This is a genomic window from Flavobacterium hydrophilum, assembly GCF_003202405.1.
Taxonomy (GTDB): domain Bacteria; phylum Bacteroidota; class Bacteroidia; order Flavobacteriales; family Flavobacteriaceae; genus Flavobacterium; species Flavobacterium hydrophilum.
Window position 1 is genome coordinate 126481 of the sequence record NZ_QJHL01000004.1, and the last position, 15635, is coordinate 142115.

A 15635-nucleotide genomic window follows, 5' to 3' on the forward strand; every position below is an offset into this window, starting at 1 on the left:
ACTAAGTTTTCGGCTTTAAAAGTTTATAAAATCAGGAAATATTACTGGCCTAATAAATTTTTCTTTAATGTTTCATCAACTGGTTTGTCTGAAAGCCAGATTCCGAATAATGCTTTTTTGAAATCAAATCCAGTAATTTTTCCTTTCAAGGCTTCATTTTTAAAAACATTGATGGTTTGATCAATTGGATTATAAGCTAAAATGAAGACATCTTTTTCTGTGATTTTATCACTTAAAAGGGTTTTTAACTGTTCGATTCTCGGTCTTAATTCTTCAAGATTGCTTCCGGCAGATTTTTCAAAACCTACATTCATGGCTTTAGTTAATTTGTTGGCAGAAACCATAGACGAAGTAATTTCAATTCGTATCGCCATTTCAGTGTCGCTGTCAATGATAAATTGAGGATCCTGAGTTAATTGAGATAGATACAATGCCTGCACATACACTTCTAACCACATTTTTGATCTTCCGCCGGCACCGTTAAGTTGTAAAGTTTTGTTTAGAACTTCAATTTTTCTTGGAACCGTAACGCCATTTACATCTATATGTGTTTGAGCGGATAATGAGAATTGTATGCTTAAAAGCAGTGTGAGCAATAGTAAAATCTTTTTCATAGTCATTCGTGATAATTTGTTTTAGTGTTTTTTGTTTTTTGCAAAAATACTGTTAATTTCTAAAATTCAGGGTTTTAAACGGTAAGTTTTTTGTGATATTGTTTTTGGTTTTTAAAATCTATTAGATTCAGAATCAAAATAGTAAGAGGAGTTTTACTGCGGATCTGTATTCGTTTTATGTTTTTATGATTTTATGCTTTGCAGAATATTTAAATCACTTTCTTTTAATTTTTCTTATCCATAATTTTACTCTTAAATTCTGAATAATATATTATGAAATTATAGTTTTACTGAGTTATTTCTAACACAGTAACGAAAACGTTATCGTATTTTTGGATAAAAACCTAAAATACTATGCATGCATTGTTATTTGGTATTTAAAATTTATCTTTGAAAAGCTATTTTATGGAAACAGGAAGAGCACTTTAACAACTAAAGAACCACTATTATGGATTTTAATCTAACAGAAGAGCATTTAATGATTCAGCAGGCTGCGAGGGATTTTGCACAAAACGAATTGTTGCCGGGTGTAATTGAAAGAGATGAAAAGCAAATTTTTCCGACTGAACAGGTAAAAAAAATGGGGCAGTTAGGATTTATGGGTATGATGGTTGACCCAAAATACGGCGGAAGCGGTCTGGATACAATTTCATATGTAATTGCTATGGAAGAAATCTCCAAAGTAGATGCATCAGCTTCAGTGGTGATGTCTGTAAATAATTCATTAGTTTGTTGGGGATTACAGGAATTTGGAACTGAAGAACAAAAACAAAAATATTTGCCGGGTCTTGCCTCGGGTGAAATTCATGGTGCTTTTTGCTTAAGCGAGCCGGAAGCAGGTAGTGATGCTACTTCCCAAAAGACTACCGCTATTGATATGGGTGACCATTATTTGGTAAACGGTACAAAAAACTGGATTACAAACGGCAACACAGCATCGGTCTATTTGGTCATTGTCCAAACGCATGCCGAATTGAAGCATAAAGGAATTAATGTTCTTATTATGACCAAAGATATGCCAGGCTTTTCGGTTGGGCCAAAAGAACAAAAAATGGGTATTCGCGGTTCTGATACACATTCCCTAATGTTCAGCGATGTGAAAGTTCCAAAAGAAAACAGAATTGGAGAAGACGGTTTCGGATTTAAATTTGCCATGAAAACGCTTGCGGGAGGTCGAATCGGAATTGCTTCTCAGGCTTTGGGAATCGCTTCAGGAGCTTATGAACTTGCTTTGAAATATTCAAAAGAGCGTAAAGCCTTCGGAACAGAAATTTGCAATCATCAGGCGATTGCTTTCAAATTGGCAGATATGGCAGTAAATATTGAGGCTGCCCGTCATTTATGTATGAAAGCCGCGTGGGACAAAGACCAGCATAAAAATTATGATGTAAGTGGAGCAATGGCAAAATTATTTGCTTCCCAGACTGCTATGGATACAGCGGTAGAAGCAGTTCAGATTCACGGAGGAAACGGTTATGTAAAAGAATACCATGTAGAACGTATGATGCGTGATGCCAAAATTACCCAGATCTATGAAGGAACTTCAGAGATTCAGAAAATTGTAATTTCAAGAGCCGTTATTTCAGAATAATTCTCTCTCTTTTTAATATCCTGAACCCTTTCTGCTTTTTTAGCTTTGAAAGGGTTTTTTTACGATTATTTTTTTTACTTTTCATAAATTTATTTTTATGAAAAAACTATACTTTCTTCTGCCCTTTGCTTTATTGGGATGTAAATCCGGTATTTCAACAGTTAATCAAAAAACTTCATCGTCAGTAGCAGAATCAACTGAAATCATATATCAGATTGAACAAAATGATGTTTCTGATTTTTTAAAATACCTTTCGTCAGATGAATTGGAAGGAAGAGAAACGGGAACACCCGGAATTGAAAAAGCAGCTGTTTTTCTGGAAGACTTTTTTAAAAAGAACAATGTAAAACCGTATTTCAGTACTTATCGTGACACGCTTACTAATTTTAAAGCACCTGCCTATAATATTCTTGGCTGGTTAGAAGGAACTGATCCGGAACTCAAAAAAGAATTCGTGGTTTTGAGTGCACATTATGATCATATAGGTTTGTTGAAAAACAAGCAGGGTGATGTGATTAATAACGGTGCCAATGATGATGCTTCGGGCGTAACTGTCGTAGCAGAAATGGCTAAATATTTTGCGAAGACAAAATCGAATAAAAGAAGCATGCTTTTTGTGTTTTTTGCCGGTGAAGAAAAAGGATTGTTAGGATCGAAAAGTTTAGTGCAAAAACTTAAAAAGAACGATTTTAACTTATATGCCCAGTTAAATATAGAAATGGTTGGTGTGCCAATGAAAAGGGATTATCTGGCTTATATCACAGGTTTTGACAAATCAAATATGGCGGAGCGAATTAATCAGTATACCGGAAAAAATACGATTGGTTTTTTGCCAAAAGAAGCTGAATATGAACTTTTTTACCGTTCTGATAATTATTCTTTTTATGATGTTTTCAAAAAGCCATGCCAGTCCATAAGTACTTTTGATTTTGAAAACTTTGATTTTTATCATCACCCTTCAGATGAATTTCAGGTGATGAATATTCCTCACATAACTAAATTTATTCAGGAATTTTTACCTGCTGTGACACAAATAGCGACAACTTCAATGCAGGAAATTACGATGACTAAATAAAGATTCTTTTTTAGAAGATTTGATTATTTTTGTGGCATGAAAAATATTATAATTACAGGAACTTCAAGAGGAATTGGTTATGAATTGGCTTTACAGTTCGCAGATGCTGGTCATCAGGTTTTAGCCATTTCAAGAAAAATTCCGCAAACGCTTTTAGAACACCAAAATGTTACCTGTCTTTCAGTTGATCTGGCAGATGAATCACAACTCGATATTGTAGCAGATTTTCTTTCATCAACCTGGAGAAAAGTAGATGCTGTTGTACATAATGCCGGTGCTCTTTTGCTAAAACCTTTTGCAGAAACGACTCAGGCTGATTTTGAAAGCATTTATAAAGTGAATGTTTTTGCCGTAGCCAATCTTACCCGAATTTGTTTGCCGTATCTTGAAAAAGGTAGCCATGTCGTAACCATTAGTTCGATTGGCGGAGTGAGAGGCAGTCTGAAATTTGCAGGCCTTGCGGCTTATAGTTCAAGCAAAGGGGCTGTTGGTACCTTAACAGAATTATTGGCTGAAGAATACAAAGAAAAAGGGATTTCATTCAATGTTCTGGCATTGGGTTCCGTTCAGACTGAAATGTTAAATGAAGCTTTTCCAGGTTATCAGGCACCCATTTCTGCAGAAGGAATGGCAACTTATATTTATGATTTTACCCTTAACGGAAATAAATATTTTAACGGAAAGGTGCTGGAGGTTTCTTCGACAAATCCTTAACTAATTATAAATTATGAGTTCTGAATTATGAGTGAAAGTATTGTAAAAACTAAAAGTTTTGAATTAGCTGTAAGAGGGGTTAATTTTTATAAATATTTAGTTTCTGAAAAAAAGGAGTTTGTAATGAGCAAGCAATTTTTGCGTTGTGTTACTTCCGTTGGAGCAAATGTTCGTGAAGCTGTCAATGCTCAGAGCAAAGCTGATTTCATTCATAAATTATCAATTGCCCAAAAAGAGTGTGATGAATCTATGTATTGGATTGAAATCTTAAAAGAGACGGATTATATTTCTCTAGCAGAGTTTGATTCCATACATCAACAATGCAATGAGGTGCTAAAAATTAGAAGCATTATAATTACTTCCAAAAAAAAACTTATAACTCATAATTAATAATTTATAACTATTGTGAGCGAAACATTAGCCAAATATATTCCTGAACATGCAGTAAAGCCCATTTTTGATTTGATAGTGGCCAATCAGGTGCATCTTAAAATCGTTAATGAGCGTCAGACGCGTCATGGTGATTACAGGAGAGGGCATACGGGTAAACATGAAATTACGGTAAATGCAAGTTTAAATAAATATCGCTTTTTGATTACGCTGATTCATGAAATTGCACATTTGGTAGCTTTTGAAAAATTTGGACGAAATATAAAACCACACGGTAATGAATGGAAATTGACTTTCCAGCGTTTGATGGTGCCTTTTATTCGTCCGGAAATATTTCCTAATCAAATTCTTCCCTTATTGGCGAGACATTTTAAGAATCCTTCGGCAAGTAGTGATACCGATACCACTTTATCATTGGCTTTGAAGCAATATGATAAGGAAAACGATAAAAATTATGTTTTTGAAATTCCGTATGGAAGTGTTTTCAGAATTAAAAATGGTAAAATATTCAAGAAAATAGCTGTTAGGACAAAACGTTTTGAATGTCTTGAAATCAGTTCCGGTAAATTGTATCTTTTTAATCCGAATGCTGAGGTAGAATTGATAAATATTCAATAAAAAATAATTCCAAATTCCAATTGTAAACGTTGGAATTTGGAATTTTTATTTTGAAATTTTAAAGAGTTTATCCTTTCAAATAAGCTTCTCTAACTTTCTTAAACAAGTTCGAAGAGTAAACAAATTTGACAATGTCTTTATTGTCTGTTCTAAAGATTTCTTCTTTTGTTCCCTGCCAGGCTTTTAATCCTTTTTTGAGGAAAACAATATTCTCTCCAATTTCCATAACCGAGTTCATGTCGTGCGTATTGATTACGGTTGTAATATTGTATTCCCTAGTGATTTCCTGAATCAGATTATCGATCAAAGTTGAGGTATTAGGGTCTAATCCTGAATTTGGTTCATCACAAAACAAGTATTTTGGATTATTTACAATAGCACGGGCAATCGCTACACGTTTTTGCATACCTCCTGAGATTTCAGAAGGAAGCTTTTGATGTGCATCAACTAAATTTACTCTTTCCAAAACAAAATCAACACGTTCTTTTATTTTAGCACGATTGTCGTTAGTAAACATTCTTAAAGGAAAAGCAACGTTTTCTGCTACTGTCATGGAGTCGAACAAAGCACTTCCCTGAAAAACCATTCCGATTTCGGTTCTCAGTTCTCTTTTTTCATCCGGATCCAATTCAGAATAAATACGTCCATCAAACTCAATTGTTCCTGAATCCGGTGTATGAATTCCTAATAGGGTTTTTAATAAAACTGTTTTTCCTGATCCACTCTGACCAATAATAAGGTTGGTTTTTCCGGATTCAAAAACTGTCGAAACACCTTTTAAAACCTTGCTGTCACCAAATGATTTTTCTATGTTTTTTACTTCTATCATTATCCTAATAATAATTGAGTTAATATATAATTAAAAAGAATGATACAAACCGATGTCCATACAAAAGATACTGTACTGGCTCTACCTACTTCAAGTGCGCCGCCTTTCATATAATAGCCATGAAAAGATGGAATTGTAGCTAATAACATTGCAAAAATTAAAGTTTTGATAAAAGCATATGTGATATGAAAAGGGATAAATTCCATTTGGGCTCCTGCAATAAAGTCCTGACTAGTTGAAAACCCGCCGTAAGCGCAAGCAAGCCACCCTCCAAAAATTCCAAGAAACATACTAATTCCAATTACAAAAGGATACATGAATAAGGCTACTATTTTTGGAAAAACAAGATAATTTAAAGAATTAACACCCATAACTTCCAACGCATCAATTTGTTCAGTCACACGCATGGTTCCAATACTGGAAGTTATGTATGAACCCATTTTTCCAGCCATAATTACTGAGATAAAAGTAGGTGCAAACTCCAGAATTACAGATTGACGAGTAGCAAAACCAATTAAATATTTAGGAATTAAAGGATTGGTTAGATTTAAGGCAGTTTGAATAGCTACAACCCCACCAATAAAGAAGGAGATAAAACAAACGATTCCAAGTGAATCAATTATTAAATCGTCGATTTCTTTGAAAATTAATTTTTTCATTACAGGCCATTTGGTCTGTTTGTTGAAAATTTCTTTCAGCATTAAAAAATATTTCCCTACCTGGGATAAATAACGAATTAACATCATAGTTTTACAAATATTGGCTAAGGTAAAAAGAAGTTACGAGTTTTGGGTTATGAGTTCCCGTTTTTCGGTTGTTTTGGCAATCAAATTAACTTTTGTTTCATTTTTTGAAAACGATACTTTCTTATAAATTTAGCCTGTTCAGGAGTAACTAATAAAGGAGTTTTTGCACTTTTTGCCTTCCAAAAACCTCTTATATAATCTAAGAAGAGAAATGGTTTTTTCTTCATCATTGCGAGTTTTGCAGAAGCAATTGCCGTAATCCAAAAACCGTATCCTAAAGTATAAAAAGCTTCTCCTTGTTTGTAACGTGCTATTTTGTTGTAATTGGCACCTGTTGGTTTAAGATGTTTTACATGTAAAGACTGGTCGGTGACAATTTTCCAGCCATAGTATTTGCACAATAATTCATCAACTGTGTCCCAGCCCATTGCAGGGCGTAAGCCTCCAATTTGTTCGAAAGTTTCTTTTCTATAAGCCTTTAAAGCTCCACGAATATGATCTTTATCGGTCAGGTTTTCTAAAATCCATTCGCCATTTTTATCAATATAACAGAATCCGCCAACCATTCCGATTTTTGAATCTGATTCGAAATGTCTGATAATGGTTTCAAAATAGTTTGGTGGGAAAATTAAATCGCCGTCTATTTTTACAATGATTTCATAATCAGAATTCAAGGTTTCGTAACCTTTTTGAAAAGCCTGTATGACTTTGCTTCCCGGCATATGAATCGCATCAGAAGTTTTATTTACAACAGAAATAAAAGGGTTTTCTTTTGCAAAACCCAAAACCACTTCTTCTGTTTTATCGGTAGAATTGTCATTGACAACGACAACTTTTGATGGCAAAACAGTTTGTGAAACCAGAGATTCAAGGGTTAAACCAATTAAATTTTGTTCGTTGTGTGCGGGAATGACGATATAGTACTTCATATTAAAAATTTAGATTTTTAGATTTTTAGATTTTAGATTTTTTACTTTATCTAAAATCAGAAATCAGAAACCGTTAATCTAAAATCTACATTCTGAAATCTAAATTTTTTCAGCGTAAACAATATAATATCTATTTGTAAAGCTTCTTAAAAAAGGTCTTATACCAAATTTCTTTACCGGGTTTGTCCATTTTTGTCTGTCGATGATTTTCCAGCCGGTTTTTTCCAGAAGCCAGTCCAGCTGCCAGTCTTCAAATTCGTGGTAATGTCTGTCCCACATATCTGTTTTAGAACGATAAGCTGGTGAAAACCATAAACGCATCGGAATCGAAATCAATAATTTGTCTGATTTTATTTCGTTTAAGATCGTAAAGGGATTTAATAAATGTTCGAAAATTTCGAATGCAGTTACAACATCAGAATTGGCGTTTTTCAACGAATCCTGATTCAGATCCAAATCTTCTCCGGTTGTATTATTTACAGAATATCCGGCTTCTTTCATGATTTTTGAAAACGGATTTTCAACCCCCAAATCAAGAATAGTTTCAGATGTTTTGATGTGTTTTTGTAAAAACTCCAGGGTAAGTTTAAATCTTTTATTTGGAAACGTTTTTTCGTACATAATATAGATGTGAACCGGGCAGGGCCAGTTCTTGATTTTATGATTAGGTGGCAAATATACAAAGATATCTTCTAGTTTTGGTGTTTTTTAGCCCGGATAGAAATGAAAAGCCCACGACTTAAAAAGTGTAGTTTTTGCAGGTTTAAAGAAGCGACTGGAAGAAGCTTTTTTAAGGCATAAAAAACACATTTTTTAAGTGTGGACTTGTAATGGATAGCCGGAAGAACTATTTATAATTTAATATCTGTAAACAAATGCATTGACATTCATTCCTGCTCCAACCGAAGCAAAAATCACAACATCGCCTTTGTTAATTTCGTGATTTTCGATTTTGCCCTGAATTAACAGGTCGTATAAAGTTGGTACGGTGGCAACACTGCTGTTTCCTAAATCATGGATACTCATAGGCATGATGTCTTTTGGAGGTGTTTTGTCATATAGTTTATAAAAGCGTGCAATGATGGCTTCGTCCATTTTTTCGTTTGCCTGATGGATAAGGATTTTTTTAACCTCATCGATAGCAATTCCACTTTTATCCAGACAGTCTTTCATGGCGCACGGAACATTGCTTAATGCAAATTCGTAAATTTTACGCCCATACATTTTGATGTATTTTATATCCGGATCCAGATCAGGATTGTATGATTTACCGAAGAAAAGAAAGTTGGCTTCATCGTTTGCAAAAGTGGCACTTTCGTAAGATAATAATCCGGCTTCGTCATTTGAGGCTTCTAAAATTGAAGCTCCGGCACCGTCTGAATAAATCATAGAATCGCGGTCATGATCGTCAACAACTCTTGAAAGGGTTTCTGCACCAATAACCAAAACTCTTTTTGCCATTCCGGATTTGATGAAAGCATTGGCCTGCAATACGCCTTCGATCCATCCAGGACAGCCAAAAAGTATATCATAAGCCACACATTTTGGGTTTTTGATATCCAGTTTATGTTTCACACGGGTTGCTAAACTCGGAATCATATCTGACTGAACAGTTCCGGATTTGACATCACCAAAATTGTGCGCAAAGATGATATAATCTAAAGTTTCTTTGTCAATATCAGCATTTGCAATTGCTTTTTCGGCTGCAAAAAAGGCTAAATCTGAAGTTATATGCTGGTCTTCGGCATAACGACGATTTTCGATTCCAGTAATGCCTTTGAATTTTCTTATTACAGTTTCGTTTGGATATCCAAAAGGAGTACCATCTTCATTTAAAAAAACATGTTTATCAAAATCGGTATTCTTAACTTCTTTTTGCGGAATATAGCTTCCGATACCTATTATCTTTATTCTCATTAGTTCTTTTTCCAAAAATTTTAAGCTAATTTATAAATAAATATATTATTTCAACTATAAAAATTATTATGCATGCATATAATTATGGAATAGTAATTTTTTTAGTAATATACTGTCTATTTTTCAATGAAATAAGAGTTTTGACGAATTTTGAACCTTTATAATAAAAAAATGCTCCGACAAATCGAAGCATTTTAATGTATTAGGTAAATTTGAAAAAATTAGTAAGAAATCAAGGTTGTAATACTTGATGCAGGCAAATTGATTCCAAAGTTACCCCCGGAAACAGCAATATTATCAGCTGCTAAATTAGATGAACTGGTTGTTTTGTAACGATTAAATCCAGTGATTGAAATATTACTATAACTAAAAGGCTGATACGTTATTTCGGAATTGTCATTTATAGCTACAATAACTAATTTATTGTCTTTTTTGTATGCCGTAATATAAACACCTGATGAAGGATTTGCAGTACAGTTAACTTTATTAAATCCAGGACGAATCCATCTGGAGAAATGTGTCATTGCATAACCGCGTTTTGTTATGTTGCCGTTTTCATCAAGCAGACCATAGCTTCTTCTTATATACCACCATGTATACATACTGTAACCTGCAATCATACACTTGTGTATTTCTTTAGCAGTGTTCATAGCACCTGTCCAAATGTTAGCATCGTTTGTGTCTGTAATATGCTCTGTCATCCAGACTTCTTTCCCAAAATTTACATATGTTGGATTTGCACCGTATATGTGACCAGCAATATAACTGGTTTTGTTTTTGGCTGTTGTGTTGTTCAGGTAAGTATTAATATAAGTTGTATTCATGTTAAAAGGTTCTGGGGCCATTATTTTAGTACCACAGTTATCTCCCTGGGCAGCAACAAAATTTGCAACTTCTGAAGCTGTCAACTCCATTGATTCATAACTTACATTAATGTTTGGTTCATTTATTGGGCTAATTGCAGCAACTCCTCCTACAGTTGTATTGAAATTTTTAAGGTGTTGTGCGTAAGCAGCATAAGAACTCGTTTTTAGTTTTCCTGCTACAAGATTGTTATTGTCTTTCATTGAAGCCGGTGCAGTCCATGAAGACGCTATGATGGTTGCTCCGTAAGATTTAGCCGCATCAATTGTTGCTTTTTCTGCTGTCCAGTCAGAGCTGTTAGGAGAAATTCTGACTCTAAGGACGCTTAGTCCTAATCCTTCAGTCGTTGAGAAAGCTTTGATTTTTTGATTAGCAGTCAAATCAGCTACCCAGCCCCTGATGTTGGCTCCGCCAAATCCTCTAATGTATTGCTGGACACTAGCGGGCTCAATAGTAGCATTAGAACTTACTTTACCGGTAAGATTGGTAGGTTTTGTATCCTTTTCTGTAGTTATGTTTTCAATTACTGCTGATTCTTCATCTTTAGAACAGCTCGTAAATGTTAAAACACTAATTAATAATAAAGATGCGATTCTTTTTTTCATAATAATGGTTTTTGAGGTTAAATATTTAGCTAATATAATAATAAAAAAACAACCGATTGTGAGAAAAAGTTTAAAATTATAGATTGTAAAATTTTAATTATTAATATTTTAGCTATTTAATCTTATTGTTTTAACTTATTAAGAATATTTTAAAAACTAAAATTAAACAACCGATTGTAAATGGTGATAAGAAAAAAGGATGAATTATTATAAGTGTTGTATTAACTAATAAAAATGTTTTTAATGGAATACAATTTTTATCAAAGGTTGGATATTAATAATTGCAGAAATAAAAAAGAGCTACTAATTAGTAGCTCTTTAATAAGGTATTTTAAATTTTATTGGATCAAATAAAGAATTGCCAATGGAGTTATTTTTAATTCTCCATGTAAGCTTCAATAGGAGCACAGCTGCAAACTAAGTTTCTGTCACCGTATGCATCATCAACACGACGAACAGATGGCCAGAATTTATTTTCAGCTATGTAATCTAATGGGTAAGCTGCTTTTTCTCTGGTGTATGGAAAATCCCAGGTATCCGCTGTAAGCATTGCTAAAGTATGCGGAGCATTTTTCAATACATTGTTTTTATCCTCTGCTGTAGCGGTTTCAATTTCTTTTCGGATTGCAATAAGAGCATCACAGAAACGGTCTAATTCGGCTAAATCTTCAGATTCTGTAGGTTCGATCATAAGTGTTCCTGCAACCGGGAAAGAAACCGTTGGAGCGTGGAAACCGTAATCCATTAAACGTTTTGCGATATCACCCACTTCAATTCCGTTTTCTTTGAATGCACGACAATCTAAAATCATTTCGTGAGCCGCTCTTCCGCATTCTCCTGTATAAAGAATTGGGTAGTGATCTTCGAAACGAGATTTCATATAGTTTGCATTCAAGATGGCGTGCTCTGTAGCGCTTTTTAATCCTTCAGCACCCATCATAGTGATGTAGCCGTAAGAAATCAAACAAACCAAAGCAGATCCATAAGGTGCAGATGAAATTGCTGTAATAGCTTGTTCACCACCAACATTTAAAATTGGATTTGTTGGCAAGAACGGAACTAATTTTTCATTCACACAAATTGGTCCAACTCCAGGTCCGCCACCACCATGAGGAATAGCGAATGTTTTGTGTAAGTTTAAGTGACAAACGTCAGCGCCAATTGTAGCAGGATTTGTTAATCCAACCTGCGCGTTCATGTTGGCGCCATCCATATATACTAATCCGCCATTATCGTGGATTAATTTTGTGATTTCAATAATTGAAGATTCGAAAACGCCGTGAGTCGAAGGATACGTTACCATTAAACAAGATAAATCATCTTTGTGTTCAATCGCTTTTTCTCTTAAATCTTCTACGTCAATGTTTCCTTCCGGAGTCGTTTTCGTAACGATAATTTTCATTCCGGCCATCGCTGCAGAAGCAGGATTTGTTCCGTGAGCAGATGAAGGAATCAAACATACATTACGATGTCCTTCGTTTCTTGACATGTGGTACGCACGAATCGCCATTAAACCAGCATATTCTCCCTGAGCCCCAGAGTTTGGCTGTAATGTTGTTCCGGCAAAACCTGTAATAACATTTAATTGCTGCTCTAATCTTTTCAACATTGTAAGATAACCTTCAACTTGGTCAACTGGTGCAAATGGGTGGATGCTGTTCCAGTTTGGCATTGATAAAGGCAGCATTTCAGAAGCGGCATTTAATTTCATTGTGCAAGAACCTAATGAAATCATCGAGTGATTCAATGATAAATCTTTACGTTCTAATTTTTTGATGTAACGCATTAACTGACTTTCAGAATGATGATTGTTGAAAACATCATGCGTTAAGAAAGAAGATGTTCTTTCTAAAGAGGCCGGTAATTGACTTGCTTCAGTTAATTCAGAAACCGTGAAAGTTTCTTTTCCTAAAGCTTCAGCAAAAATGGCAATGATTTGATTGATGTCTGCAACTGAAGTCGTTTCGTTGAATGAAATCGAAATGCTGTCAGTATCAGCATAGAAGAAGTTTACTTTGTTTTTCTCAGCAACAGCTTTTACTTTTTGAGCGTCTGCTTTTACTAAAATAGTGTCAAAGTAAGCTGTATTGGTTTGGTAAACTCCAAGTTTATTTAAAGCTTCAGCAGTTGTAACTGCAGATGCGTGAACTTTGTTTGCAATGTATTTTAAACCTTTTGGTCCGTGGTAAACCGCGTACATACCGGCCATAACTGCTAATAAAACCTGAGCAGTACAAATATTTGAAGTTGCTTTTTCACGTTTAATATGCTGTTCACGGGTTCCCAAAGCCATACGTAAAGCACGGTTTCCGTTTACATCTACAGAAACTCCGATAATACGACCTGGCATAGATCTTTTGTATTCGTCCTTAGTAGCAAAGTATGCCGCGTGAGGTCCACCGTAACCCATTGGCACACCAAAACGCTGAGTGGTTCCAACTACAACTGCAGCTCCCATTTCTCCCGGAGAAGTTAAAGTCGCTAATGATAAAATATCGGCAGCAAAAGCCACTTTGATTTCGTTTTCTTTTGCTTTAGCAACAAAAGCGCTGTAATCATTTACCTGACCATATTTTCCCGGATATTGTAAAATCGCTCCGAAAAACTCAGTTGAAAAATCAAACGTTTCGTGGTTTCCAACAACTAATTCAATTCCGATTGGAGTTGAACGGGTTTGAAGTACCGATAAAGTTTGTGGTAAAATTTCTTCTGAAACGAAGAATTTGTGCGTATTGTTTTTCTTCTGGTCACGCGTACGAACGTCAAATAGTAACGCCATAGCTTCTGCTGCAGCCGTTCCTTCATCTAATAAAGAAGCGTTTGCGATCTCCATTCCGGATAATTCGATAACAGTAGTCTGGAAATTTAAAATAGCTTCAAGACGTCCCTGAGCAATTTCTGCCTGATAAGGAGTGTAAGCTGTATACCATCCTGGGTTTTCAAAAATATTTCTCTGAATTGGAGCCGGAACGATAGTTGGATGATAACCTAAACCAATGTATGATTTGAATGTTTTATTTTTCTTCCCTAATTCGCGAATATGATTTGCGAATTCGAATTCTGTCATTGCAGGATCTAAATTCAAAGGTGCCTTTAGACGAATATCATCCGGAAGTGTTTCATAAACAAGTTGTTCAATCGATTCCACTCCAATAGTCTTCAACATGTATGGAAGATCGGTTTCTCTCGGTCCAATGTGTCTTAAAGCAAAAGCATCTGTTCTCATTTGTAGCTATCTAATTTTTTAAAAGGAATGTAATTTTATCTTGTATTCTTTTAACTTGGTCAGCAGAATACAATCTTTATTACATTTTAGGATAAATGTGTTGTTTTTTTGTGGTGCAAAATTAAGTATTATTAATAATTTAATGGGTATTTTTAACTTCAATTTTTATGAATTTTTCAACTAAAGAGTTGATTTGTTAACAATTGATTAGATTTGAAATATGAAACAATTAAAACAGATATTCGATTTTTACTTAAATAGCAGTATTCACGTGGCTTTATCGTGTTATGCTTTGGTACGGATTACGTTTCATGTGTTTCATATTCAGTACGATGAACCGATGGCACTTTTTGTTTTTTTCGGGACAATTGTGGGGTATAATTTTGTTAAATATGATGCTTTGGTTCGTGTCAAAAAAAATCCAATCGGAATTCAGCTAAAAATTATTGCTGTTTTGAGTTTTATTTCGGTGATTTTGGTTGGTTATTATTTTTTTCATTTAAAGAAAATTACTCAGATTGTTTCTATAGGTATTTTTGCGATAACAGCACTTTATACGCTGCCGTTTTTTCCAAATAGAAAAAATGCCAGAAATTGGGCTGGTGTAAAAATTTACATTGTGGCAATTTGCTGGGTGGGAGCAACTTTAGTTTTACCTTTAATAAATGCAGAGATTCCGGTTACTACAGATTTTTTTATAAAATGTATTCAACGTTTCATCTTAGTTTTTGTGCTGATTTTAGTTTTTGAAATTATTGATTTAGCAAATGATGATCCTCATCTTCAAACCGTTCCACAGACAATCGGGGTAAAAAAAACTAAACTTTTGGGTTTTTTATTGCTGATCCCGTTTTGGTTTTTAGAGATTTTAATTTCCACTTTCAATTATCGTGATGCTGTAATAAATCTTTTTATGGTTGTGATACTGATGTTGTTTATTGCATTTTCAAATCCTGAACGTCCTAAATATTATACTTCTTTTTGGGTAGAAAGTGTACCCATTCTTTGGTGGCTGATGATCGTTTTTTTGTAAATTAAATTTTTAATATTTATGGGAGAAGATATATACTTTTTAAGATTTAGATTTACTTTTTTACAATTTCTGGCGCTTTTTTTTGGCTGGAATTTCTTTATCTGTTTTATCTGGCCAATGATGATCGAATCTTATTTTGGCGTTACTATATTTGTTTGTGCTTTTTCTTTGGTTTTTGCAATTGCAGTAAATAATGTATTGGCTTTATTACTGTTAGTGGTATTTCAAATCAATAAAAAGATTGTAATTTTCTATCAAAAGGCAATGCTGTTTATTACGTCTTATTTTGGTACTTGTGTTTTCAGCTGGTTTATGCCTCCAATGAGTATTTACGTTTTTCTCGAACATTTGTTTATTAATGCACTGACATTGTTCTTATATTATACTTTCATAATGAAGGCAACTAACAGGGATGGTGTTTAGGAAATAATGTATTTAAAAAAACCGATATTATATAGATATCGGTTTTTTAATGAAAAGATTA

15 protein-coding genes are annotated in these 15635 nt (G+C 34.2%); 7 read left to right on the plus strand and 8 right to left on the minus strand.

All coding sequences use genetic code 11. The annotated features are described in order from the left end of the window. Window positions 1-41: 41 nt before the first annotated feature. Complete coding sequence (locus DMB68_RS16005) at window positions 42-614, minus strand: chalcone isomerase family protein (RefSeq protein WP_110348040.1); 573 nt, start codon at window positions 612-614, stop codon at window positions 42-44. Window positions 615-1062: 448 nt separating this feature from the next. Here DMB68_RS16005 and DMB68_RS16010 point away from each other — a divergent pair, with 448 nt between their 5' ends. The 5 genes from DMB68_RS16010 to DMB68_RS16030 all read left to right on the plus strand — a co-directional run bounded on the left by DMB68_RS16010 (window position 1063) and on the right by DMB68_RS16030 (window position 5002). Beyond that, a complete protein-coding gene (locus tag DMB68_RS16010; RefSeq protein WP_110347673.1) occupies window positions 1063-2205 on the plus strand; it encodes an acyl-CoA dehydrogenase family protein in 1143 nt (380 codons plus the stop codon). Window positions 2206-2302: 97 nt separating this feature from the next. Beyond that, window positions 2303-3280 carry a M20/M25/M40 family metallo-hydrolase gene (locus DMB68_RS16015; RefSeq protein WP_110347674.1) on the plus strand — a complete coding sequence of 326 codons (978 nt, stop codon included), beginning with the start codon at window positions 2303-2305 and terminating at the stop codon, window positions 3278-3280. A 36-nt stretch (window positions 3281-3316) separates the two neighbouring features. Next, entirely contained in the window at window positions 3317-3994 is a 678-nt protein-coding gene (locus DMB68_RS16020; RefSeq protein WP_110347675.1) for an SDR family NAD(P)-dependent oxidoreductase, read from the plus strand. A gap of 27 nt (window positions 3995-4021) precedes the next feature. Then, window positions 4022-4384, plus strand: a complete 363-nt coding sequence (locus DMB68_RS16025) for a four helix bundle protein (RefSeq protein ID WP_110347676.1) — start codon at window positions 4022-4024, stop codon at window positions 4382-4384. 15 nt (window positions 4385-4399) lie between these two features. Continuing rightward, window positions 4400-5002 (plus strand): SprT-like domain-containing protein, encoded by a 603-nt coding sequence (locus tag DMB68_RS16030; RefSeq protein ID WP_110347677.1) that lies wholly within the window; start codon window positions 4400-4402, stop codon window positions 5000-5002. A 67-nt stretch (window positions 5003-5069) separates the two neighbouring features. On the opposite strand, the gene DMB68_RS16035 is transcribed toward DMB68_RS16030, so the two are convergent. From DMB68_RS16035 to gcvP, 7 genes are all read right to left on the minus strand, one after another. After that, window positions 5070-5831: an ABC transporter ATP-binding protein gene (locus tag DMB68_RS16035; RefSeq protein ID WP_110347678.1), complete on the minus strand. Its 762-nt coding sequence runs from the start codon at window positions 5829-5831 to the stop codon at window positions 5070-5072. Continuing rightward, window positions 5831-6577, minus strand: a complete 747-nt coding sequence (locus DMB68_RS16040) for an MlaE family ABC transporter permease (protein WP_110347679.1) — start codon at window positions 6575-6577, stop codon at window positions 5831-5833. Before DMB68_RS16040 ends, DMB68_RS16035 begins: the two co-directional genes overlap by 1 nt. An 80-nt stretch (window positions 6578-6657) precedes the next feature. Continuing rightward, entirely contained in the window at window positions 6658-7506 is an 849-nt protein-coding gene (locus tag DMB68_RS16045; protein WP_110347680.1) for a glycosyltransferase, read from the minus strand. A 99-nt stretch (window positions 7507-7605) separates the two neighbouring features. After that, entirely contained in the window at window positions 7606-8127 is a 522-nt protein-coding gene (locus DMB68_RS16050; RefSeq protein ID WP_110347681.1) for a methyltransferase domain-containing protein, read from the minus strand. 237 nt (window positions 8128-8364) lie between these two features. After that, window positions 8365-9423 carry a 3-oxoacyl-ACP synthase III family protein gene (locus DMB68_RS16055; RefSeq protein WP_110347682.1) on the minus strand — a complete coding sequence of 353 codons (1059 nt, stop codon included), beginning with the start codon at window positions 9421-9423 and terminating at the stop codon, window positions 8365-8367. Between the two features lie 221 nt (window positions 9424-9644). Continuing rightward, the gene (locus tag DMB68_RS16060; RefSeq protein WP_110347683.1) at window positions 9645-10892 is read right to left on the minus strand and encodes a glycoside hydrolase; all 1248 of its coding nucleotides are present in this window, start codon (window positions 10890-10892) and stop codon (window positions 9645-9647) included. Window positions 10893-11268: 376 nt separating this feature from the next. Continuing rightward, window positions 11269-14118, minus strand: a complete 2850-nt coding sequence (gcvP, locus tag DMB68_RS16065) for an aminomethyl-transferring glycine dehydrogenase (RefSeq protein WP_110347684.1) — start codon at window positions 14116-14118, stop codon at window positions 11269-11271. Between the two features lie 220 nt (window positions 14119-14338). Between gcvP and DMB68_RS16070 the strand changes: the two genes are divergently transcribed. Next, window positions 14339-15151 (plus strand): UbiA prenyltransferase family protein, encoded by an 813-nt coding sequence (locus DMB68_RS16070; RefSeq protein ID WP_110347685.1) that lies wholly within the window; start codon window positions 14339-14341, stop codon window positions 15149-15151. A gap of 18 nt (window positions 15152-15169) precedes the next feature. Then, on the plus strand, window positions 15170-15574 hold the full coding sequence (locus DMB68_RS16075; protein ID WP_110347686.1) for a hypothetical protein: 405 nt from the start codon (window positions 15170-15172) through the stop codon (window positions 15572-15574). The last annotated feature ends 61 nt before the right edge of the window (window positions 15575-15635 follow it).

Excerpts from the sequence above, each read along its gene's own strand:
- DMB68_RS16005 (WP_110348040.1), bottom strand. The coding sequence starts at position 614 with ATGAAAAAGATTTTACTATTGCTCACACTGCTTTTAAGCATACAATTC.
- DMB68_RS16010 (WP_110347673.1), top strand. The coding sequence starts at position 1,063 with ATGGATTTTAATCTAACAGAAGAGCATTTAATGATTCAGCAGGCTGCG.
- DMB68_RS16015 (WP_110347674.1), top strand. The coding sequence starts at position 2,303 with ATGAAAAAACTATACTTTCTTCTGCCCTTTGCTTTATTGGGATGTAAA.
- DMB68_RS16020 (WP_110347675.1), top strand. The coding sequence starts at position 3,317 with ATGAAAAATATTATAATTACAGGAACTTCAAGAGGAATTGGTTATGAA.
- DMB68_RS16025 (WP_110347676.1), top strand. The coding sequence starts at position 4,022 with ATGAGTGAAAGTATTGTAAAAACTAAAAGTTTTGAATTAGCTGTAAGA.
- DMB68_RS16035 (WP_110347678.1), bottom strand. The coding sequence starts at position 5,831 with ATGATAGAAGTAAAAAACATAGAAAAATCATTTGGTGACAGCAAGGTT.
- DMB68_RS16040 (WP_110347679.1), bottom strand. The coding sequence starts at position 6,577 with ATGATGTTAATTCGTTATTTATCCCAGGTAGGGAAATATTTTTTAATG.
- DMB68_RS16045 (WP_110347680.1), bottom strand. The coding sequence starts at position 7,506 with ATGAAGTACTATATCGTCATTCCCGCACACAACGAACAAAATTTAATT.
- DMB68_RS16050 (WP_110347681.1), bottom strand. The coding sequence starts at position 8,127 with ATGTACGAAAAAACGTTTCCAAATAAAAGATTTAAACTTACCCTGGAG.
- DMB68_RS16055 (WP_110347682.1), bottom strand. The coding sequence starts at position 9,423 with ATGAGAATAAAGATAATAGGTATCGGAAGCTATATTCCGCAAAAAGAA.
- DMB68_RS16060 (WP_110347683.1), bottom strand. The coding sequence starts at position 10,892 with ATGAAAAAAAGAATCGCATCTTTATTATTAATTAGTGTTTTAACATTT.
- gcvP (WP_110347684.1), bottom strand. The coding sequence starts at position 14,118 with ATGAGAACAGATGCTTTTGCTTTAAGACACATTGGACCGAGAGAAACC.
- DMB68_RS16070 (WP_110347685.1), top strand. The coding sequence starts at position 14,339 with ATGAAACAATTAAAACAGATATTCGATTTTTACTTAAATAGCAGTATT.
- DMB68_RS16075 (WP_110347686.1), top strand. The coding sequence starts at position 15,170 with ATGGGAGAAGATATATACTTTTTAAGATTTAGATTTACTTTTTTACAA.